The 21873-nt window shown below is 67.4% G+C and carries 17 protein-coding genes and 1 tRNA gene; 6 read left to right on the top strand and 12 right to left on the bottom strand.

Annotated elements, in window-relative coordinates; genetic code table 11:
* Window positions 1-17: 17 nt before the first annotated feature.
* Window positions 18-1835: a bifunctional metallophosphatase/5'-nucleotidase gene (locus ABD357_RS21805; RefSeq protein WP_344392193.1), complete on the bottom strand. Its 1818-nt coding sequence runs from the start codon at window positions 1833-1835 to the stop codon at window positions 18-20.
* A gap of 156 nt (window positions 1836-1991) precedes the next feature.
* On the opposite strand from ABD357_RS21805, the gene ABD357_RS21800 reads away from it, so the two are divergent.
* Together ABD357_RS21800 and pyk are read left to right on the top strand one after the other, a co-directional pair.
* Entirely contained in the window at window positions 1992-2708 is a 717-nt protein-coding gene (locus ABD357_RS21800; RefSeq protein ID WP_344392191.1) for an SIMPL domain-containing protein, read from the top strand.
* A 132-nt stretch (window positions 2709-2840) separates the two neighbouring features.
* Entirely contained in the window at window positions 2841-4277 is a 1437-nt protein-coding gene (gene pyk / locus ABD357_RS21795) for a pyruvate kinase (protein ID WP_344392189.1), read from the top strand.
* Between the two features lie 78 nt (window positions 4278-4355).
* Here pyk and ABD357_RS21790 read toward each other — a convergent pair.
* Window positions 4356-4430: transfer RNA gene (locus tag ABD357_RS21790), tRNA-Leu, on the bottom strand.
* A 101-nt stretch (window positions 4431-4531) separates the two neighbouring features.
* Here ABD357_RS21790 and ABD357_RS21785 point away from each other — a divergent pair.
* Window positions 4532-5188 (top strand): ANTAR domain-containing response regulator, encoded by a 657-nt coding sequence (locus ABD357_RS21785; protein ID WP_344392187.1) that lies wholly within the window; start codon window positions 4532-4534, stop codon window positions 5186-5188.
* Window positions 5189-5272: 84 nt separating this feature from the next.
* Here ABD357_RS21785 and ABD357_RS21780 read toward each other — a convergent pair whose 3' ends face one another.
* The 9 genes from ABD357_RS21780 to ABD357_RS21740 form a co-directional block, all read right to left on the bottom strand.
* Window positions 5273-5989, bottom strand: a complete 717-nt coding sequence (locus tag ABD357_RS21780) for an ABC transporter ATP-binding protein (RefSeq protein WP_344392186.1) — start codon at window positions 5987-5989, stop codon at window positions 5273-5275.
* Window positions 5986-6897 carry an ABC transporter ATP-binding protein gene (locus ABD357_RS21775; RefSeq protein ID WP_344392185.1) on the bottom strand — a complete coding sequence of 304 codons (912 nt, stop codon included), beginning with the start codon at window positions 6895-6897 and terminating at the stop codon, window positions 5986-5988. The genes ABD357_RS21780 and ABD357_RS21775 overlap by 4 nt, the downstream gene beginning before the upstream one ends.
* A gap of 5 nt (window positions 6898-6902) precedes the next feature.
* A complete protein-coding gene (locus tag ABD357_RS21770; RefSeq protein WP_344392183.1) occupies window positions 6903-8729 on the bottom strand; it encodes a branched-chain amino acid ABC transporter permease in 1827 nt (608 codons plus the stop codon).
* A 5-nt stretch (window positions 8730-8734) separates the two neighbouring features.
* Complete coding sequence (locus tag ABD357_RS21765) at window positions 8735-9667, bottom strand: branched-chain amino acid ABC transporter permease (RefSeq protein ID WP_344392182.1); 933 nt, start codon at window positions 9665-9667, stop codon at window positions 8735-8737.
* A gap of 112 nt (window positions 9668-9779) precedes the next feature.
* Window positions 9780-11018: a branched-chain amino acid ABC transporter substrate-binding protein gene (locus tag ABD357_RS21760; protein ID WP_344392181.1), complete on the bottom strand. Its 1239-nt coding sequence runs from the start codon at window positions 11016-11018 to the stop codon at window positions 9780-9782.
* A gap of 277 nt (window positions 11019-11295) precedes the next feature.
* Window positions 11296-11928 (bottom strand): Tat pathway signal sequence domain protein, encoded by a 633-nt coding sequence (locus tag ABD357_RS21755; RefSeq protein WP_344392178.1) that lies wholly within the window; start codon window positions 11926-11928, stop codon window positions 11296-11298.
* Window positions 11925-12347: a hypothetical protein gene (locus tag ABD357_RS21750; protein ID WP_344392176.1), complete on the bottom strand. Its 423-nt coding sequence runs from the start codon at window positions 12345-12347 to the stop codon at window positions 11925-11927. Before ABD357_RS21750 ends, ABD357_RS21755 begins: the two co-directional genes overlap by 4 nt.
* Window positions 12348-12475: 128 nt before the next feature.
* Window positions 12476-12964 (bottom strand): hotdog fold thioesterase, encoded by a 489-nt coding sequence (locus ABD357_RS21745; protein WP_344392173.1) that lies wholly within the window; start codon window positions 12962-12964, stop codon window positions 12476-12478.
* A 56-nt stretch (window positions 12965-13020) separates the two neighbouring features.
* The gene (locus ABD357_RS21740) at window positions 13021-15300 is read right to left on the bottom strand and encodes an FdhF/YdeP family oxidoreductase (RefSeq protein WP_344392432.1); all 2280 of its coding nucleotides are present in this window, start codon (window positions 15298-15300) and stop codon (window positions 13021-13023) included.
* Window positions 15301-15423: 123 nt separating this feature from the next.
* Between ABD357_RS21740 and polA the strand changes: the two genes are divergently transcribed.
* Window positions 15424-18150, top strand: a complete 2727-nt coding sequence (gene polA, locus ABD357_RS21735) for a DNA polymerase I (RefSeq protein ID WP_344392172.1) — start codon at window positions 15424-15426, stop codon at window positions 18148-18150.
* 532 nt (window positions 18151-18682) lie between these two features.
* Here the strand turns inward: polA and ABD357_RS21730 are convergent.
* Entirely contained in the window at window positions 18683-19537 is an 855-nt protein-coding gene (locus tag ABD357_RS21730; protein WP_344392171.1) for a DUF4184 family protein, read from the bottom strand.
* 269 nt (window positions 19538-19806) lie between these two features.
* Here ABD357_RS21730 and ABD357_RS21725 point away from each other — a divergent pair, with 269 nt between their 5' ends.
* Together ABD357_RS21725 and ABD357_RS21720 are read left to right on the top strand one after the other, a co-directional pair.
* Window positions 19807-21579 carry a lytic transglycosylase domain-containing protein gene (locus tag ABD357_RS21725; RefSeq protein ID WP_344392170.1) on the top strand — a complete coding sequence of 591 codons (1773 nt, stop codon included), beginning with the start codon at window positions 19807-19809 and terminating at the stop codon, window positions 21577-21579.
* Window positions 21580-21722: 143 nt separating this feature from the next.
* Window positions 21723-21857, top strand: coding sequence for an SPW_0924 family protein (locus ABD357_RS21720; RefSeq protein WP_106972263.1), 135 nt, complete (start codon window positions 21723-21725; stop codon window positions 21855-21857).
* Window positions 21858-21873 lie beyond the last annotated feature (16 nt).

The following is a 21873-nucleotide window of genomic DNA, read 5'->3' as shown; positions in this document are numbered from 1 at the left end:
GCGGATTGAAGGCGGGTTTACGGAAAAACGGGGGCACCGTCCCGCGTCAGCTTCCAGCCCACCGAAGCGAACTCCTTCGGGTCCAGCGTGCCCTTCTGAGTCACCCACTCCGCGATCCGCGTACGGATCTCCGTCGACTCGGACCACACTTCCGTAGCCGCTGCCACATGCGGGAACGCGCCACCGCCGTTGGCCCGGTAATTGTTCACCGCGAACACGAACTCCTGCGCGTCATCCAGCGCCGCACCCTCATAGGAGAGGTTCTTGATCCGCGAACCGGCCGCCTGTGCGATATCGATCTCGTAGGTCAGCCCCGATACGTAGTCGTAGTTGTAGTCCGGGCGGCCGCCCGCATTGGTCAGCTTCTCCACATCGACGGGTGCGCCCGCCGCCGTCTGCACGAAATACGCCGCCGAATACTCCAGATACGCCCGCACCTGCGCACCCGTCATCACCTTCGCGACCAGCGTGTTGTCGTACACATACAGACTCGACAGATCCCGGATGGTCACATCGCCGGCCGGGATCGCAGACGTACGGGAGAAGGGCGACGCCTGCGCGAGCACCGGCAGCGAGGCGTACTCCGTGCCCGCCAGCGCCGCCTTGACCACGTCCTCCTGGACCTTCGTGATCAAGTCGATGATCGGCGCGTCCTTGTAACGGGCCTCGACCGTCGTCAGCGTCTCGGTCGCCGTTCCCACCACCTGATTCACATACGCCACCACGACGTCATGGTCGTCCTTCAGCAGCCTCGTGATCTCCGGATCATCGGCGACCGAATTCGAGTTCAGCACCGAGGCCGCCACGGACTCGACCACCCATCGCCCCCGCTTGAAAACCAGCTCGAAATCGAAGAGAGACAACCGCTCCGCATAGGCCAACGGCTCCGACAGCACCACGGTTTTCCCGGTCTTCTCGTTGGTGACCTTCAGCTCGGGAATCTCCACATGCGCGTGCCCCACGAGAATCGCGTCGATACCGGGCACCTGCTGCGCCACCAACGCCGCCGAGTTCTCGACATACGGCAACTGATCACCGTATGAAGAAGTCCCCGACGACCCGCTGTGCGCTGAAACGACCACCACGTCGGCACCCATCGACCGCAGCTTCGGCACCCACTTCGCTGCCTGCTCCTCAAGACCCGGGAACGTCAACTTCCCCTGTACATACGCCTTGTCCCAGATCGCGATCCCCGGATTCGTCAGCCCCAGCACCGCCACCTTCACCGGCGGCAGACCCGGCACACGGAACGTCTTGAAGAAGTACGGCGGGAAAGCCGGCCGCAGAGTCTTCGCGTCCAGCGCATTCGCACCCAGCAGCGGAAAGTCACACTGCTCCTCGAACTTCCGCAATGTCTCGATGCCGTAATTGAACTCATGATTGCCGAGCGCCACCGCGTCATACCCGATCGCGTTCATCGCCTGCGCCATCGGATGCACGGGCCCGCCCTCCGCCGTGATCGGATCGACCTTCGCGTAGTAGTACGTCAGCGGAGTGCCCTGGATCGTGTCGCCCGCGTCCAGAAGCATGGTGTTGCGGCGGCCCTTCTCCGCACGGACCTGGTTCACCAGGGTCGAAATACGGGCCAGGCCCTGCGCATTGCCCGCCGAGTCGGTGTACTCCGCGTCCTTGAAGTAGTCCCAGTTGAAGACATGGCCGTGCAGATCCGTCGTGCCCATGACCGTCAACGCATACCGCTTCACCGGCTCCCCGCCCTCCTTCGTCGTCGCAGCCTCCGCAGCCCGTGCCGCCGGAGCCGCGACCGCACCGGTGAGCGCCACCCCCGCCCCGGTCACGGCGGACTTCTTCAGGAACTTCCGGCGGTTCAACGGCATGTCTCGTAACTCCTCGGGGGACTGCTCACTTGTACGCATGGTCAACAACGCGCGTAGATTCTGACCCGGTCATGACCAGCAGCAACAGACCCCTCAGGTTTCGATCTGATGACCGGCCAGTCCCAGAACCGGGCCACCGATGACAGAGTGGGACGTATGACCACAGCCGCAGAGGAACCCCGACCCGCAACCCCCTACGGCACACCGGAGGCACCCCGCATCGCCGTCCGAGGCGAAGCCCACCTCGAAGTCGACCCCGAAATCGCCCGCATCGGCATCATCGTCATGGCCCGCGGCACCGACCGCCGCTCCGCCCTCGACGACCTCACCCGCCGCAACGCCACCGCACTCGACCTGATCAAGACATACGGTCAGGCCGTCGAGCACCTGGAAACCGGCGCCTTCTCCATCAGCCCTGAGCTCACCAAACACGGCCGCGGTGAACGCATCCGCGCCTACCACGGCCGGGTCCACACCACCGCCGAGCTCACCGACTTCACCGCACTCGGCGAACTGGCAACACGGTTGGCGGACCTGGACCTCACCCGCGTCGACGGGCCCTTCTGGGCGCTGCGCCCCAACTCACCCGCCTACCGCCAAGCCCGCCAGCAAGCAGTACGCGAAGCCGTCCAACGCGCCCGCGAATACGCCGAAGCGCTCGGTACGACACTCGCGGCGCTGGTCGAACTCGCCGACATCGGCGCGGAAAACGGCGAGCGTTACGCAATGGCGGCCTCAAACCGCACACGCAGCGCCGCCTTCGTCGCAGCCGCCGAAGACTCCACCGCCGCACCCCTCGACCTCGAACCCCAACGCCAACACGTCTACGCCCATGTCAATGCCCGCTTTACGATGGCGCCGCCAGAGCTCTGATAACCGGCTCAAATGCTCATCGGAGCGCCCCGGCGCACAATTCAACACTTGTCAATAGTCCTTCACGCAAAGGTCGTTGAGTAGTCATGCACGACCAATTCCTTACCCGCCGGTAAGCCCTAGGCTCGAACCATGCGCCGAGCAAAGATCGTCTGTACTCTGGGCCCCGCGACCGACTCGTACGACCAGATCAAAGCACTGGTCGAAGCCGGAATGGACGTAGCCCGCTTCAACCTCAGTCACGGCACCTATGCCGACCACGAGGAGCGCTACGAGCGCGTGCGAAAGGCCTCCGACGAGACCGGCCGCAGCGTTGGAATCCTCGGCGACCTTCAAGGTCCGAAGATCCGACTCGGCCGCTTCAGTGAAGGCCCCGTACTCCTTGAACGCGGAGACACCTTCACCATCACCGTCGAAGACGGCGTCCAGGGTGACCGCCAGACCTGCGGCACCACCTACGGCGGACTCGCCGCGGACGTCACCACCGGCGAACGCATCCTCGTCGACGACGGCAAGGTCTGCCTCGAAGTCACCGCCGTGGACGGCCCTCGCGTCCACACCACCGTCGTCGAAGGCGGCATGGTCTCCGACAACAAGGGCCTGAACCTCCCCGGCGTCGCCGTCTCCGTCCCAGCTCTCTCCAAGAAGGACGAGGCCGACCTCCGCTGGGCCCTGCGCACCGGCTTCGACGTCATCGCCCTGTCCTTCGTCCGCAGCGGACGCGACATCCAGGACGTCCACCGGATCATGGACGAGGAGGGGCGCCGCCTCCCCGTCATCGCCAAGGTCGAAAAGCCCCAAGCCGTCGACAACATCGAAGACATCGTCGCCGCCTTCGACGCGATCATGGTCGCCCGGGGAGACCTGGGTGTGGAAATGCCGCTGGAGCAGGTTCCGATCGTCCAGAAGCGCGCGATCAAGCTGGCCAAGCGCAACGCCAAGCCGGTCATCGTTGCCACCCAGATGCTGGACTCGATGATCGACAACTCCCGCCCGACCCGCGCGGAAGCATCCGACGTCGCCAACGCCGTCATCGACGGCACGGACGCGGTGATGCTCTCTGGCGAGACAAGCGTCGGCAAGTACCCGGTCGAGACGGTCAGCACGATGTCCCGCATCGTCGAGGCGGCCGAGGAGGACATCCTCGCGAAGGGCCTCCCGCCCCTGACCGAACGCAACAAGCCCCGCACCCAGGGCGGCGCCGTCGCCCGCGCGGCAGCCGAAATGGGTGACTTCCTGGGCGCGAAGTTCCTGGTCGCCTTCACGCAGAGCGGAGACACGGTCCGCCGCCTGTCGCGTTACAGGTCGCCGATCCCCCTCCTGGCCTTCACCCCCGACCCGGCCACCCGCTCCCAGTTGAACCTCACCTGGGGCGTCGAAACCTTCCTCGGCCCCCACGTCAACTCCACCGACGCAATGGTCGACCAGGTCGACGAACAGCTCCTCAAGATCGGCCGCTGCCAGAAGGGCGACATCGTCGTGATCACGGCCGGGTCACCGCCGGGGGTCTCGGGCTCGACGAACCTGGTCCGGGTGCATCACATTGGCGAGGACGACGCGCCCAAGTAGTGGGTGCAGCAAAGAGCGGATGCTCACGACAACGTGAACATCCGCTTCTTGTTTGTGACCTTGGAATCTAAGGAAAAGTGCCCCGGGTCGGACTCGAACCGACACTGTATGGGTTTTGAATCCATTGCCTGCTGCCAATTGGGCTACCGGGGCCCAGTGAATCGAAGGTTTACCCCGACCCGCTGCCCGTCCACCATACCGCAGCTGGGTACCCTCTTGGAAAGCAGTACCTCTGCCCTGAACAAGGAGCCCCCGTGACCGCCCCCGAGTCGCCCCAGCCCGTAGACGCGACCGACGAAGACAAGTCGCACGTGCCTCCGCTGACGACCCGCGTCGTCATCGCTGAGGACGAGGCGCTGATTCGTCTCGACCTCAAGGAGATGCTCGAGGAGGAGGGCTACTCCGTGGTGGGGGAGGCGGGCGACGGCGAGCAGGCCGTCGAGCTGGCTCGTGAGCACCGTCCGGATCTGGTGATCCTCGATGTGAAGATGCCGAAGCTGGATGGGATCTCCGCTGCGGAGAAGATCGCTGAGGAGTCCATCGCCCCGGTGCTGATGCTGACCGCCTTCTCGCAGCGCGATCTCGTCGAGCGGGCCCGTGACGCGGGCGCGATGGCGTATCTCGTGAAGCCGTTCAGTAAGAGTGATGTGGTTCCGGCGATTGAGATGGCTGTCTCGCGCTTCACGGAGTTGAAGCAGCTGGAGAAGGAGATCGCCGATCTGACGCAGCGTTTGGAGACGCGTAAGTTGGTGGATCGTGCGAAGTCGGTTCTGCAGACCGAGTATGGGCTGACCGAGCCGGCGGCCTTCCGGTGGATTCAGAAGACGTCGATGGACCGTCGGATGTCGATGCAGCAGGTCGCTGAGGCGGTTATTCAGGACGCGGAGGAGAAGAAGGCCGCGAAGGACTGAGGCTTGCGCACGCATATACGTGCATACGAAGAGGCCCGCGCCCCCTGCGAGGGGGTGCGGGCCTCTTCGTATGAGGTGAGGAGCTCAGTCCTCGCCGAGGTACGCCTTGCGTACGGATTCGTCGTGCAGGAGGTCCTGTCCGGTGCCGGAGAGGACGATGTTGCCGACTTCCATGACGTGTCCGTGGTCAGCCAGGGAGAGGGCCGCCTGGGCGTTCTGTTCGACCAGGAGGATGGTGGTGCCCTGGGATTTGAGTTCGGCGATGGTGGCCATGATCTTCTGCATCATGATCGGCGAGAGGCCCATGGAGGGTTCGTCGAGCATGAGGAGTTTGGGCTGTGACATGAGGGCGCGGCCCATGGCGAGCATTTGCTGTTCGCCGCCGGAGAGGGTTCCGGCGGCTTGCTTACGGCGTTCTCCGAGAATGGGGAAGAGGTCGTAGGCCCGCTGGATGTCCTTTTCGATGCCCGCTTTGTCGTCGCGGAGGAAGGCGCCGAGCCGCAGATTGTCCTCGATGCTCATGCGGGGGAAGATGTGCCGCCCCTCGGGGGAGTGGGCGAGTCCCAGCGAGACGATCTGGTGGGCCGGGGTCTTCTTCAGCGATTTGCCGCCGAATTTGATCTGGCCGCTCAGCGGCTTCAGCAGCCCCGACAGGGTGCGCAGTGTCGTGGTCTTGCCGGCTCCGTTGGTGCCGATGAGGGTGACGACTTCGCCGGCTTCGACCTTGAAGGAGATGCCTTTGACGGCTTCGATTTTGCCGTAGGCGACTCGGAGTTCGTCGACTTCGAGGAGGGCGGTCATCGGTCGTTCTCCTTGCGGGGCGCGGCGTCCGTCTGGGTGGCGGCGTTGGCCTCGGCGGCTTCGACTTCCGCTACTTCTTTGGCGCCGGGGGCGTCTTCGAAGGGTTCTCCGAGGTAGGCGGCGATGACGCGCTCGTCGCCCTGGACGGTTTCGCTGCTGCCTTCGACGAGTTTTTCGCCCTGTACGAGGACTGCGACGCGGTCGCAGAGGTTGAAGATGAAGCGCATGTCGTGCTCGATGACGAGTACGGCGATGCCCATGTCCCGGATGGCGAAGACGAGTTCTTCGGTCGCCCGGGTTTCCTGCGGGTTCATGCCGGCTGTCGGTTCGTCGAGCAGCAGCAGGCCGGGCTCGCTGGCCAGCGCCCGCGCGATTTCCAGCTTGCGCTGTTCGCCGTACGGGAGGTTGCGGGCGAGGTGTTCCGCCTTCTTGTCGAGGCCGATGAACTTGAGCAGTTCCATGGCCCGTTCGCGGGAGGCGGCTTCGGCTTTGTGGAAGCCGGGACCGCGGAGCAGCGCGGACCACAGCCCTTCCTTCGTACGGGTGTGGCGGCCGACGAGTACGTTTTCCAGAACCGTCATGTTGGCGAAGAGCCGGATGTTCTGGAATGTGCGTGCGATTCCGGCGGCGGTGACCTTGAAGGATTTGGCCGGCAGGACGCTGCCCTTGTAGCGGACCTCTCCCTCGGTGGGGATGTAGAGGCCGGTGAGGCAGTTGAAGAAGGTGGTTTTGCCGGCTCCGTTGGGGCCGATGAGGCCGACGATTTCGCCGCTGTTGACGGTGAGGTCGACGTTGCGTACAGCGGTGAGGCCGCCGAAGCGCATGGTGACGCCGCGTGCGTCGAGGACGGTCTGGCCGGGCGTGGGTGCGGCCGGTGCGGTGTCCTTGGTGGTGGTGTCGGTTGTCATGGTGGTCAGGCCCCTGCCTTGCTGAGGACTGTGGGCGCTTCCGCTTCTTCGTGGAATTCGAGCTGGCGGCGCCGGTTCGGGATGAGGCCTTCCGGACGGAAGCGCATCAGCAGGACGAGCGCGAGGCCGAAGGCGAAGAGCTGGTAGTCGCCGAGGAATTGGAGCTTGGCGGGGATCAGGTAGAGGAGTGCGGCGCCGACGAGAGGGCCGCTGATGGTGCCCATGCCGCCGAGGACGACTGCGGCGAGGAGGAATGCCGAGTTCGGTGGTACGACGTGGGCGAATTGGTATTGCTCGGGGGTCACGGTGTAGGTGACGTGGGCCTGGACGGTGCCGGCGAGGCCGGCGAGTGCGGCGCCGAGGGCGAAGGCGATGAGTTTGACGCGGAAGCCGTTGATGCCCATGGCGAGGGCGGCGGTTTCGTCTTCGCGGATGGCGATCCAGGCGCGGCCGATGCGGGAGTCGCCGCTGCGTCGGAAGACGATGACGACGATGAGGGTGATGAGGAGCATCAGCAGGAAGTAGTTGGCGAAGCGGGCGATGGTGAAACCGGCGATGCTGTGCTCTTGGCCGAAGTCGAAGCCGAAGATGTTGAGGTTCGGGATCGACGAGATGCCGTTGGAGCCGTTGGTGATGTCCGGGCCCGAGGTGCCGTCGGCGTTGAGGACGGCGATGCGGAAGATCTCACCGAAGCCGAGGGTGACGATGGCGAGGTAGTCGCCGCGCAGGCGCAGGGTGGGGGCGCCGATGAGGACGCCGAAGACCATGGCGACTGCCGCACCGAGGAGGGCGGAGGCCCAGAACGGCAGATGGATGTCGAAGGGCGAGGAGGGCGAGCCGGAGACCATGGCCCCGGTGTAGGCGCCGACGCCGAGGAAGGCGACGTATCCGAGGTCGAGGAGCCCCGCCATGCCGACGACGATGTTCAGGCCGAGGGCGACGGTCGCGAAGATCAGGATGTAGACACCGATGGTCGCGTACTGGTCGTCGGACTGGGTGAAGGGGAAGGCCGCGGCGGCGACGAAGGCGCCGATCATCGTGACGTTGCGGTGCTTGGCGGTGATCGCGGAGACCCTGGCGACCAGTCCTGCCTTGGCGGCCGCGGCGAAACCGAAGGCCACGGTGATCATGAAGCCGACGAAGAGCTCGTCGTACTCGGTGCCGATGCCGTAGGTGAAGACGGTCAGGCCGAGGGCGAGCGCCGCGACGATGATGAGGATTTCGGCGTACGCGGGGAGCTTGCGGGCCGGGGTTACCTCGCTGGAGGCGAAGGCCGCTTTGAAGACCGTCAGCTTGTTGCGGGTGTTGTGGCGGAACTGCTCCCAGTCCGTGTCATCGGGGTCGGCCGGTTCGGTTACGGGCCGTTCGAAGGGCAGGGAGAGGGCGCCGAGGAGGGTCGCGAGGGTGACGATGGCGACGACCCAGCCGCCGGGCTCGAGGTTGGCGAGGCCGCCGAGGTTGACGCTGATCGCGATGATCGTGAACCAGGCGGTCGCGAAGGCGGCCATTGCGGCCAGCTTGATGGCGCTGTCGGCTGAGCCGGGGGTGAGCCAGCGCAGGCCCTTCACTCCGTAGGAGGCGAGGCCGAAGAGTGCGGTGAGGGCGCCTGCGATGAGGACGAGGACCTGGAGGCCACCGGGGTAGCCGTAGACGGTGAGGTCACCGGGGAAAGCGTCGGTCCAGGTCCAGGCGAGGAACGTGGACACCACGGTGAGGATGCCGCCGCCGGTGGCGAGGGCGCGGCCCAGGTTCTCGGGGATGCCGATGAGGCCGCTGGGCTTGCCCTTGGCCGGGGTGCTCGGCGTCTGGGGGGCAGTGGTCTGTGTGGTCATCGGTGTCACGCCCTGTCCGCCACGCGCTCACCCATCAGGCCTTGTGGCCTGAAGAGGAGAACGAGGATGAGAAGTACGAAGGCCCAGACGTTGGCCCAGGACTGGCCGCCGAGTTGCGACATGCCGGGGACGTCGGCGATGTAGGCGGTGGCCATGGTTTCGGCGATGCCGAGGACGAGGCCGCCGATCATGGCTCCGTAGATGTTGCCGATGCCGCCGAGGACTGCGGCGGTGAAGGCCTTGAGACCGAGGATGAAGCCCATGCGGAACTGGACCTGGCCGTACTTGAGGCCGTATGCGACGGCTCCGACGGCGGCGAACACGGCGCCGAGGGCGAAGGCGACCACGATGATGCGGTCGGTGTTGATGCCCATGAGTTTGGCGGTGTCGGGGTCCTGGGCGGTGGCCTGCATGCCGCGTCCCGTGCGGGTCTTCATGACGAAGTAGGCGAGGATCGCCATGCTGATGGGGGCGACGATGAGCAGGAAGATGTCGCCTGTCTGGATGGTGACGCTGCCGATCTCGAAGGGGCCGCCGGCGATCTCCGGGAAGTTGATGGATTCCTTGGCGCCGGGGTACCAGGCCCATACGGCCTGCTGGAGGGCGAGGGAGAGGCCGATGGCGGTGATGAGGGGGGCGAGGCGTGGTGCGCCTCGGAGCGGGCGGTAGGCGAACCGTTCTGCTCCCACGGCGACGATGATCGCGGCGATGACGGCTCCGAGGAGCATCAGTGGCAGTGCGATCCACATGGTGGTGCCGTCGGGCAGGACGTACAGGTAGACCGTGAGGGCGCCGAACCCTCCGATCATGAAGATCTCGCCGTGGGCGAAGTTGATGAGCTGGACGATGCCGTAGACCATCGTGTAGCCGATGGCGACGAGCCCGTACATGGATCCCAGTAGCAGGCCGTTGACCAGCTGCTGCGGCAGTTCGTTCACCGCATGTCCTCCGAGACTTCGGATATGTCGAGGGATGTGACCGGATGCGAGTCCGCGCGGGGCGCCAGTGGTGCAGCGCCCCGCGCGGCTCGTTCAGTGGTGCGGGTGTGGATCAGCCTTCGTACGTGCCCGACTTCACCGGGCTCCAGTCGGCGCCCTCGACGGAGTAGACGGTGAGCTGCTTGTTGGTGGCGTCACCGAATTCGTCGAAGGAGACCTTGCCGGTCACACCGTCGAAGGAGACGTTCTGCATGGCCTCCGTGACCTTGGCTCGGGCGTCGTCCGGAAGCTTGCCGTCGTTGTCCTCGACGACCTTCTTCACGGCTTCGATGACCGCCCAGGTGGCGTCGTAGGAGTAGCCCCCGTATGCCTCGTAGGCCTCCTTGTATCCGGCGGCCTTGTAGTTGGCGACGAACTCCTTGGCGGAGGGGAGTTCCTCGACGGGTGCGCCGACGGAGGTGGCGAGGTCGCCGGTGCTGCTGGCGCCGGCCAGCTTGATGAACTCGGCGCTGTAGATGCCGTCGCCGCCGACGAGCGGGATCTTGGCGCCGGCGGCCTTGATCTGCTTGCTCAGGGGGCCGGCCTGCGGGTACTCGCCGCCGTAGTAGACGACGTCCGCACCGGAGTTCTTGACCTTGGTGGCGACCGCGGAGAAGTCCTTGGTCTCGGGGTCGATGTGCTCGGTGCCGGCTATCTTGCCGCCGAGCTTCTTGAACTCGTCGGTGAAGGTGCCGGCCAGTCCGGCGCCGTAGGTCTTCTTGTCGTCGATGACAAAGACGTTCTTCTTCTTGGCTTCGTTGAAGACGTACTGTGCGGCGTACGGGCCCTGGACGGCGTCCGTGGTCGAGGTGCGGAAGTACGACTTGTACGGGCGTTCCTTCTTGCCGGTCTGCCAGTCGGGGCCCTGGGTCAGGGTGGGGCCGGTGTTGGCGGGGGAGACCTGGACGAGCTTGGCGTCGTCGAAGACCTTCTGCATGGATTCGGCGACGGAGGAGTTCAGAGGGCCGATGGCGCCGAGGACATCCTTGTTGGCGACCAGCTTGGTGGCGTTCTGCTGGCCGGAGGAGGGCTGCGCCTGGTCGTCGAGGGCTTCGATCTTGAAGGTGATGCCGTCGACGACCTTCTCCTTGTTGGCCTGCTTGGTGGCGAGGTCGGCGGAGTTCTTGATGCCGAGGCCCAGCGCGGACAGGTCGCCGGTCAGCGGGGCGTCGACACCGATGACTACGGTGGTGCCGCTGCCGCTGCCGCCGGAGTCCGAACCGCCGTCGTCGTCGCGCGAGCCGCAGGCGGTGAGTGTGAGTGCTCCCGCCGCCAGCGCGGCGGTGATGGCGATGAGCGAACGTTGGCGCACGATCAGTCCTTTCCCATGCGCGGCCCTTCCCCGTAGAAGCGGCCGAGTCGAGCGCTGGTCCGAAAGTGATTCGGATCCCGATGGCGCGGTGACTGGGCGTGACTCTAAGCGTGTGTAGGGAACGTGGAGGAGGGTCTGGCCAATGCTGTGACGCTCTTGTTATGACACGAGGTAATGCAGAGCGGTACTCAGTGGGCGGAAGAGTGGAATTAAGGCCGATTCGCCCGGTCCGCATAGTGAGAACGTGCAGGCCTCACCGGGTGCGGTCAGGAGTGTTCTACGGTTTTGGTGATGACGCCGAGTTGGTGCTGCAGGCAACTTGAACGGCTTCCGAGAGATCGTGTGCATAGCGTTCACCAAGGATGAAACTGTGCACTTGTATTGCACGTGTATTACGCAGAGTTACGTCCAGGAAAGGCAACCGGGCGTTCCTCGGTACTTGTGCGCATTCCGTCACCTGCATGGTGATGTTGATCTTGTGGTGAAAGCCGGTTCTTGTCCGGAAGGGGAGGCGCGGAACCGAGGCCAGGGAAAGGCCGGCGTAGGGCTGCGTTATGCGCAGCACGGTGACCGGAGGGCCCGACTCGACGGTCAGCTCTACGCCTATGCCGAAGCTCTTTGGCGGTGCCTCGTCGGGCGCGGGCTCCCGCCCGAGGTAGGTGATGCCGACCACCTGGGAGGGGTACGGCGGCGGATCCGGCGGGGCTTCTTCGGGCCGGGTGGCGTAGAGGTAGCCGCCGCCCGCGAGGAGTACGACCGTTGCCGCGATCGACAGGACGACGCGGCGGTGCCGCGTATACGCCTGCGTGAGGCTTCCGCGCGGTGGTTCTGGCGGTGGTGGGGTGCCCGGGGCCGGGATGTCCCACGCGCGCGTGCCTTCGCCCGGCTCGACGGGGCCGACGCCGCTCACTGCCACGGCCCTCCGCTCGGGGTGCCGTCGCGGTACAGATCCTCGCAGCCCGCGCGCGCTTCGCGGTCGATCAGCCGATCCGCGGCCGGTGTGCCCTTGCTCTTCTTCTCGGCCCGGGCGGCCTCCACCACCTTCATCAGGATCTCGTACTGCCCGTTGGACAGGCCCATCGACTGGTAATCCCCGTAGGTGGCCTCGCCCAGGACCTCCCGCGACCAGTACGTGACGATCCGCGTGCACAAGTCCTCGGGAGGAGTGGCCGACGGCGAGTCGGCGCCGGTCCGCGCGGCATCCCGCGTACCCGCCCCGTCCTTCGAGCCGTCCTGTCCGCACCCGGTGATCAGGCCGCCCGTCAACAGCGCAAGCCCGAGCCCCCATCCGAGTGCTGCCCCCGGCCAGGGGGCTTCTGCCGATTTCATGCCTTGACGCTAAGCCGCCGGGTGCCGGGGAGCAACGGCGCTGTGGACAACCACGGTGCTGTGGACAACGCCGGTACCCGCCACGGTGATTGGGGTCCGGCGGACCTGGTGCCCCGAAGGGGCGAGGGTCAGTCCGCGGCATGTACGCGTTCCTCGTCGCTCGCCTTCACATCGCGCAGGAGACAGGTTAGCCGCGCGGTGCATACGCGCTTGCCCGCCTCGTCACTGATCGCTATCTCGTACGAGGCGGTGGACCGGCCGCGGTGCAGGGGGGTCGCGACGCCCGTGACGAGGCCGGAGCGGGCTCCCCGGTGGTGGGTGCAGTTGAGGTCGATGCCGAGGGCGATCTTGGAGCTGCCGGCGTGCAGCATCGCGCCGACCGAGCCCAGCGTCTCCGCGAGCACGGCGGAGGCGCCGCCGTGCAGGAGTCCGTATGGCTGCGTGTTGCCCTCGACCGGCATGGTGCCCACGACGAGGTCAGCGGAGGCCTCGGTGATCTCGACGCCCATGCGCGTGCCCAGATGCCCGGCGGAGAACATGGAGACGAGGTCGACGCCCAGGGCCGTGTACTCGTCGATGACCTCTTGCGGGAAGTTCACGTGCTGGTGCTCGCCCATGGGGTCCGGCTCCTTCGTCTTGCGGCCGTCTATCGGTGCGCTCGCTAAGCGAACGCTCAGTTGGCCGTCGATTGTTCCAGACGGACCACGACGGACTTGCTGGCGGGTGTGTTGCTGGTGTCCGCGGTGGCGTCCAGGGGGACCAGGACGTTGGTCTCCGGGTAGTACGCCGCCGCGCAGCCCCGGGCCGTCGGATAGTGCACGACCCGGAAACCGGGGGCACGCCGCTCCACACCGTCCTGCCACTCGCTGACGAGATCGGTGTACGAGCCGTCGGCCAGGCCAAGCTCGCGGGCGTCCTCGGGGTTCACGAGCACGACCCGGCGGCCGTTCTTGATGCCGCGGTAGCGGTCGTCCAGGCCGTAGATCGTGGTGTTGTACTGGTCGTGCGAGCGCAGCGTCTGCAGCAGGAGACGGCCCTCGGGGAGCTTCGGGTACTCGACGGGTGCGGCCGTGAAGTTGGCCTTGCCGGTGGCGGTGGGGAACCGGCGCTCGTCGCGGGGGGCGTGCGGGAGCGCGAAACCTCCGGGCTCGGCCACGCGCGCGTTGAAGTCCTCGAAGCCCGGGACGACCTTCGCGATGCGGTCGCGGATCGTCGCGTAGTCCTTCTCGAACTCCTCCCAGGGCGTGCGGGATCCCTCGCCGAGGACGCGGCGCGCGAGGCGGCACACGATGGCCGTCTCGGACAGCAGGTGTTCGCTCGCGGGCTCCAGACGTCCGCGCGAGGCGTGCACCATGCCCATGGAGTCCTCGACGGTGACTACCTGCTCGCCGCTGCCCTGGAGATCACGCTCGGTGCGGCCAAGAGTCGGCAGGATCAGGGCACGCGCGCCCGTGACGGCGTGCGAGCGGTTCAGCTTCGTCGACACGTGCACGGTGAGGCGGGCGCGGCGCATGGCCGCCTCGGTGACCTCGGTGTCGGGGGACGCCGACACGAAGTTGCCTCCCATCGCGAAGAAGACCTTCGCCTTGTCGTCGCGCATCGCGCGGATGGCCCGTACGACGTCGTAGCCGTGCTCGCGCGGCGGCGCGAAGCCGAACTCCCTCTCCAGGGCGTCCAGGAAGGCCGGTGCGGGGCGCTCGAAGATGCCCATCGTGCGGTCGCCCTGCACGTTCGAGTGACCGCGCACCGGGCACACGCCCGCGCCCGGGCGGCCGATGTTGCCGCGCAGCAGAAGGAAGTTGACCACCTCGCGGATGGTCGGCACGGAGTGCTTGTGCTGGGTCAGGCCCATCGCCCAGCACACGATGGTGCGCTTGGAGGCGAGAACCATGCGCAGCGCTTCGTCGATCTGCGCGCGCGTGAGGCCTGTCGCAGTGAGCGTCTCGTCCCAGTCGGCTGCGCGGGCCGATTCTGCGAACTCCTCGTAGCCGTGGGTGTGTTCGCTGACGAAGGCCTCGTCGACCGCGCCTTCCGTCTCGAGGATCAGCTTGTTCAGAAGGCGGAAGAGGGCCTGGTCGCCGCCGATGCGGATCTGCAGGAACAGATCGGTCAGGGCGGCGCCCTTGAGCATGCCCTGGGGGGTCTGCGGGTTCTTGAAGCGCTCCATGCCCGCTTCGGGCAGCGGGTTCACCGTGATGATCCGCGCGCCGTTCGCCTTCGCCTTCTCCAGGGCCGAGAGCATGCGCGGATGGTTCGTGCCCGGGTTCTGCCCGGCGACGATGATCAGGTCCGCCTTGTAGAGGTCCTCCAGGAGGACGCTGCCCTTGCCGATGCCGATCGTCTCGCTGAGCGCGGACCCCGACGACTCGTGGCACATGTTGGAGCAGTCCGGCAGATTGTTCGTACCGAACTCGCGGGCGAACAGCTGATAGAGGAACGCCGCTTCGTTACTGGTGCGGCCCGAGGTGTAGAAGAGGGCCTCGTCCGGCGAGCCGAGGGCGGTGAGTTCCTCCGCGACGATGTCGAAGGCCCGCTCCCAGGAGACCGGCGCGTAATACTCGGCGCCCTCCGCCAGATACATGGGGTGCGTGAGACGGCCCTGCTGCCCCAGCCAGTAGCCGCTGCGGGTCGCGAGGTCCGCCACCGTGTGCGCGGCGAAGAAGTCCGGCGTGACCCGGCGCAGCGTCGCCTCCTCGGCGACCGCCTTCGCGCCGTTCTCACAGAACTCCGCCTTGTGCCGGTGCTCCGGCTCCGGCCAGGCGCAGCCCGGGCAGTCGAAGCCCTCCTTCTGATTGACCCGCAGCAGCGTCAGCGCCGTACGCCGCACTCCCATCTGCTGCTGGGCGACGCGCAGCGTATGGCCGATGGCGGGCAGACCGGCCGCCGCATGCTTCGGCGCGGCGACCTGCGGCGCGTCCTGAACCGGGTCCCCCTGGGGCGGCTTGCCGGCCATCTCGGCCTCCTCATTCGAGCGCATGTGTGAGGTACGTCTTTGATCCTGCCACGCGCCGGTGACAACAACCGTGGCCGGGCCGCGGGGGCCGCGTTGTCAGTGGCTCGTGGCAGGATCGGGGTCGTGGCAGAAACAGCATCGAAGAAGACCGAGAAGACCTCCGCCGACGGGCGCCCGCGACTGATGCTCATGGACGGGCACTCGCTGGCGTACCGAGCGTTCTTCGCGCTGCCTGCGGAGAATTTCACGACGGCGACGGGACAGCCGACGAACGCGATCTACGGCTTCGCGTCGATGCTGGCCAACACCCTGCGCGACGAGGAGCCCACGCACTTCGCGGTGGCGTTCGACGTCTCCCGCAAGACCTGGCGCTCCGAGGAGTTCACGGACTACAAGGCGAACCGTTCCAAGACCCCCGACGAGTTCAAGGGACAGGTCGAGCTCATCTGCGAGCTGCTCGACGCCATGCACGCCGAGCGCTTCGCGGTCGACGGCTTCGAGGCGGACGACGTCATCGCCACACTCGCCACCCAGGCCGAGGCCGAGGGCTTCGAGGTGCTGATCGTCACCGGCGACCGCGACTCCTTCCAGCTGGTCTCCGAGCACACGACGGTGCTGTATCCGACGAAGGGCGTCTCCGAGCTGACGCGGTTCACCCCGGAGAAGGTCTTCGAGAAGTACGGGCTGACGCCGGCCCAGTACCCCGACTTCGCGGCTCTGCGCGGCGACCCGTCCGACAACCTGCCGGGCATCCCCGGCGTCGGCGAGAAGACAGCCGCGAAGTGGATCAACCAGTTCGGGTCGTTCGCCGAGCTGGTCGAGCGCGTCGAGGAGGTCAAGGGCAAAGCGGGACAGAACCTCCGCGACCACCTGGAGGCCGTCAAGCTCAACCGCCGGCTCACCGAGCTGGCGCGGCACATGGAGCTGCCCAGGACGGTGACCGATCTGGAGCGCGCCGCGTACGACCGCAAGGCCGTCGCGATGGTCCTGGACACCCTGGAGATCCGTAACCCCTCGCTGCGTGAGCGGCTGCTGGCCGTCGACCCCGGAGCCGACGAGACCGACACCTCACCGGTGATCGCCGAGGGCGTGCCACTGGACGGCGCGGTGCTCGGCGCGGGCGAGCTGAAGCCATGGCTCGACGCGCACGGCAAGGCGGTCCTCGGTGTCGCCACCGTCGACACCTGGTCGCTCGGCACGGGCGCGGTGGCCGAGGTCGCACTCGCCGCAGCAGCAGGAGCAGCCGCCTGGTTCGACCCGGCGCAGCTGGACGAGGCCGACGAGAACGCGTTCGCGCAGTGGCTCGCCGACCCGAACAAGCCCAAGGTTCTCCACAACGCCAAGGCCGCCATGCGCGTCTTCGCCGAGCACGGCTGGAGCATCGCCGGCGTCTCCATGGACACCGCGCTCGCCGCCTACCTCGTCAAGCCCGGACGCCGTTCCTTCGACCTGGACGCGCTGTCCCTGGAGTACCTCCACCGGGAGCTGGCGCCCGCCGCCGCTGCCGACGGGCAGCTCGCCTTCGGCGCCGACGAGAGCGCCGAGGCCGAGGCACTGATGGTGCAGGCCCGTGCCGTACTCGACCTTGGCGAAGCCTTCGGGGACAGGCTGAAGGAGGTCGGCGCGACCGATCTGCTGGGTGACATGGAGCTTCCGACCTCGACGCTGCTCGCCCGCATGGAGCGGCATGGCATCGCCGCGGACCGCACCCACCTCGAAGCCATGGAACAGTTGTTCGCGGGCGCCGTGCAGCAGGCCATAAAAGAGGCGCACGCGGCAGCCGGGCACGAGTTCAACCTGGGCTCGCCCAAGCAGCTCCAGGAAGTCCTCTTCGGTGAGCTGGCCCTGCCCAAGACCAAGCGTACGAAGACGGGTTACACCACGGACGCGGATGCCCTCGCCTGGCTGGCCACCCAGACCGACAACGAACTGCCGGTCATCATGCTCCGCCACCGCGAGCAGGCCAAGCTGCGGGTGACCGTCGAAGGCCTCATCAAGTCGATCGCCGTGGACGGCCGTATCCACACCACGTTCAACCAGACCGTCGCCGCCACCGGCCGCCTCTCCTCCACGGACCCCAATCTCCAGAACATCCCGGTGCGCACCGACGAGGGCCGCGCGATCCGCCGCGGCTTCGTGGTCGGCGAGGGCTTCGAGTCCCTCATGACCGCCGACTACAGCCAGATCGAGCTGCGCGTGATGGCCCACCTCTCCGAGGACGAGGGCCTCATCGAGGCATTCACCTCGGGCGAGGACCTGCACACGACGGTCGCCTCCCAGGTGTTCTCCGTGGAGCGCTCCGCGGTCGACGCGGAGATGCGGCGCAAGATCAAGGCGATGTCGTACGGCCTGGCGTACGGCCTGTCGGCCTTCGGCCTGTCCCAGCAGCTGAACATCGACGCGGGGGAGGCGCGGATGCTGATGGACACGTACTTCGAGCGCTTCGGTGGCGTCCGGGACTATCTGCGCCGGGCCGTGGACGAAGCGCGGGCCACGGGCTACACAGCGACGCTGTTCGGGCGCCGCCGCTACCTCCCCGACCTCAACAGCGACAACCGCCAGCGCCGCGAGGCGGCCGAACGGATGGCTCTGAACGCGCCCATCCAGGGCACCGCTGCCGACATCGTCAAGATCGCCATGCTGAACGTCGACCGGGCACTCACCGAAGCGAACCTCAAGTCCCGCCTCCTCCTCCAGGTCCACGACGAAATCGTCCTCGAAATCGCCCCCGGCGAGCGGGAGCAGACCGAGGCCCTCATCCGCCACGAAATGGCCAACGCGGTCCACCTGCGAGCCCCACTGGACGTCTCAGTCGGCTCGGGCAACGACTGGGAGTCGGCGGCGCATTAGCCTCCGGAGGGTTGGGGGTTGGGCGCCCTCAGGGGGTGCGTAGCTGTCGGTGGCCGCGCACAGCTGATGCGCGAACGGTTCGTGCCGCGTCCCGTAGGGGCGCGGGGCTGTGTCAATTTGCGGCTCCGCCGCGATGGGGGTCCCCCGCTCGAGCGCAGCCGAGAGTGGGGGAGCGTCCAGCCACTGACTACCCGCAGCGTTCTACCGACCTGGCCGCAATTCGCGCGGAGCGCGGCACGCGTGTCACTCGCGTGGCTCTCCAGCAGGGGCCCCCGCCCCGGCGTCCCCGGATGATGCGGGGCATGGGCCCTCACATACGGCACTGCCGCACCGCACTCGCGTCCGCGCTGCGCACACCGGTACCCGCCCTCGCGGCCGACGCCAGCACCGCCCGCATCCCCACCGGCGCAGAGAGCCTCGCTGCGCCCACCCGATGCGTCCACTGCTATTCCTCCCACACCCCCATCACCGTGACAGTGGCCGAAGAAACCACTCTGACCTGCGCGTTCGCTAACGCGCGGCAGTAAACGGCTCAACGAGGAGCCGGACGGCTCGCCTCCGTACGATCCGCTGCCGGGCTGGGAGCAACCCCAGCCGGACGCCACACCCTGGCCCCGAATCCGTACAGGAGCAGGCCGACGGCCAGCCCCGCCCCGGCCCCGAAGCACGCGGTGGGAATCAGCTCCCAGGGCTCCGCGCGAGACCCCCAGTAGGCCCACCACCGAGACGCCCGCTGCACCGCGGCCATCACCGCGCAGCCAGCGATCACCAGCCCGGCAAGCCACCGGTCCCGTACGGACAGCACCGGCACCCCCACGGGTTCCGCGGCGGGCCGTCGCCGCAGAGCGACCGCCACGAAGACCGCGATCACCACCGCCAGGACGGCCGAACCCCCGTACTGCAGGTACCAGTACAGCGGCGAGCCCGCGAGCTCCCTTCCCAGTACGGGAAAGACCCGCATCCCCCACCGGTCGAGATGGGTGAACGCGTCCAGCACGACATGCGTCAGCGCGCCGAGCACCGCGGACGCGTACCACCACAGCGCACCCGCCGGCCGGAACGGCGCGCGTGGCGCGCCACATCGCAGCAGAGCCGCCGTACGCCCCTGACAGCTCGGCGGCAGCAGTGCCACCAGCGGTTCGCGGAGCAGCAGCCAAACGCCCACAAGTAGCCAGGCGATGAGGACGTCGATCGTGAACACGCCGGTGAAGGAGTGTGTGAACTCGCCGAACTCCATCGCCTCCGGCAGCACACTCGCCACGTAATAGGTCAAGTCGGGCGCGAACGAACCCGCAACGAGCACTGCGGGGACCAGCGGGCCGCGGCCGGTTCCGTCCATGCGCATGACGGGCAGGACGGCCGCGGCATGGCTGAGAGTGAACGGCAACTGGGCTCCCCGCTGACGACGTTGACCGAACTCGCAGGCCCGCGCTTCCTTGATCGATGACGCCAGTATGCGGGACGAGCACCGCATGCTCCGGGCGCACGGGGGCAGCAGAAAATGGATCTGGCCAACCGGTGAATTCCGGGCGCGAACAGGTGTATGCGCGGCAGAAGTTGTCGTAGGGTCACCTGAGTTGCCGCGCTGGGGAGCGTGGCCGGCCGACAGGACGACGCGTACGGCGCGGGCAATCGATGGCGGGAGGGGTTCACGCGATGGCGGCGCAATTCGGCAGGAGGCTGGCCAAAGGGGCGGTGACGACCGCTGTGGCCGCGGCCGCGGTCGCGGCCCTGTCCGCGTCTCAGGCCCCGGGCGTGACCGATGGCCCGCAAGGCAGCCAGAACACCGGTTCGCAGCCCTCGACCGACGTCAGCCCCGAAGAGAGCGCGACCGGCAACTCCCCGTACTACACGGACCTCCCGCCGCTCAACAGTCCGACCCCCAGCCCGAGCACGACTCCCGGCAGCGGGGGCCCCATCGCCGCGGGCGACGCCGAGGCCGGCATTCCCGCGACCGTCCTCGACGCCTACAAGAAGGCCGAGGCGGCACTGCGCGAGTCCAAGCCCGGCTGCAACCTCCCCTGGGAACTCCTCGCCGCCATCGGCAAGGTCGAGTCCGGCCAGGCCCGCGGCGGCCGCGTCGATGCCGACGGCACCACGATCACCCCGATCCTCGGCCCTGTTCTCAACGGCAACGGCTTCGCGAACATCTCCGACACGGACGGCGGTTCCTTCGACGGGGACACGACGCACGACCGCGCCGTCGGCCCCATGCAGTTCATCCCCTCCACCTGGGCCTGGGCGGGCCGGGACGGCAACGGCGACGGCACGAAGAACCCCAACAACATCTACGACGCGGCCCTCGCCGCCGGCCACTACCTCTGCCGGCTGGACCGCGACATGACCGTCCAGAAGGAACTGAACCGCGCGATCCTCAGCTACAACCCGTCGACGGAATACCTGAACCTGGTCCTGTCGTGGCTCGAGTACTACCGCAAGGGCACCCACGAGGTGCCGGACGGCACAGGCACACTCCCCTCCGGCCGCAGCGACGACAACAACAGCGGCGCGGGCCGCAACTCGTCACCGACTCCTCCGGCCACATCGAGTCCGTCGAACCCCAACTCCAGGCCTGGCAGTGGCGGTTCCACCAGCCCCTCGCCTGGTAACGGCGACTCCAACACTCCGACGCCTCCCGGGTCCGGCAGCCCGAACCCGCCCAGCACGTCGCCTCCGAGCTGGCCCCCGACCTCTCCGTCTCCGTCTCCTTCGCCCACGGACACGGTGACCAGCCTCCAGAACGCGGGCACCGGCAAGCTCACCGCGACCGCCGGCGACCCCTTCACGGGGAAGATCGCCGCGCGTACCGAGACCAAGGCCGGCGAGGCCGTGCCGAAGGTCCGGGTCCGCTTCACGATCGTCGGCGACACGGACGCCACCTTCAGCGGCGGCGAGAGCGTCGCCACCGTCGTCACCAACAGCTCGGGCGTGGCCACCGCCCCCGCGCTCAAGGCCGGTGAGAAGACGGGCGGGTTCACGGTCCGCGCCACAGTCGTCGGCCGCAGCGTGCCCGCCCTCAACTTCGCGGCGACGGTCACCGCCCGCCAGGCCGACGCCCTCGCTCGCACCAGTGACACCGCGCTGACCTGCGCCCCGGGCGGCGAGTTCGCGGACCAGGTCGAGGTGAAGGCCACGTACAACGGCGCCGCCGCCGACGGTGTCGCGGCCACCGCCACGCTCGTCACGTCGGCGGACGACGCGACCGTGAACGACAAGGGCCCCTACTTCAAGGACGCCGACGGCACGACCGTACGCACCCTGAAGGGCCTCGAGATGGATGCGAACGGCCTGCTCAAGCTGCCCAAGCTGTACGCGGACGACACCACCGGCACGTTCCTGCTGCGCATCGCAACCACCGGCGGCGCGACGCTGACGGTCGAACTGAAGGTGGCGGCGGCGAGCGCCTCGCCGAGCCCTTCCGCTTCGTAGAGTCCCTCGATCAGCGGCGTTCCCTCCGTCCGGCCGACGGAGGGAACGCCGCTGTCTGTGTGTGCAACGTGTTCTCATCTTGGCCCTCCGTTGCTACGGTGCCCCAGCCCTGACGCTCCATCAGCTGACTGGGGAGGCCCCGAATGCGCGCCCTTATCGCCGCCGCGACCGGTCTCGCCGTCGCGCTCGCACTGGTCCTCACGATCACGGCCATCGGCTCACCGGCCGGGAAGACCTCACCGAAACCGCTGCTGACCACCATCCCCGAGCACCCGTAACCCCTAGGGAGGGCCG

The organism is Streptomyces vastus (genome assembly GCF_039532825.1).
GTDB lineage: Bacteria > Actinomycetota > Actinomycetes > Streptomycetales > Streptomycetaceae > Streptomyces > Streptomyces vastus.
The sequence above is the reverse complement of the archived record's forward strand: the minus strand, read 5'-3'. Positions and strand labels throughout refer to the sequence as shown.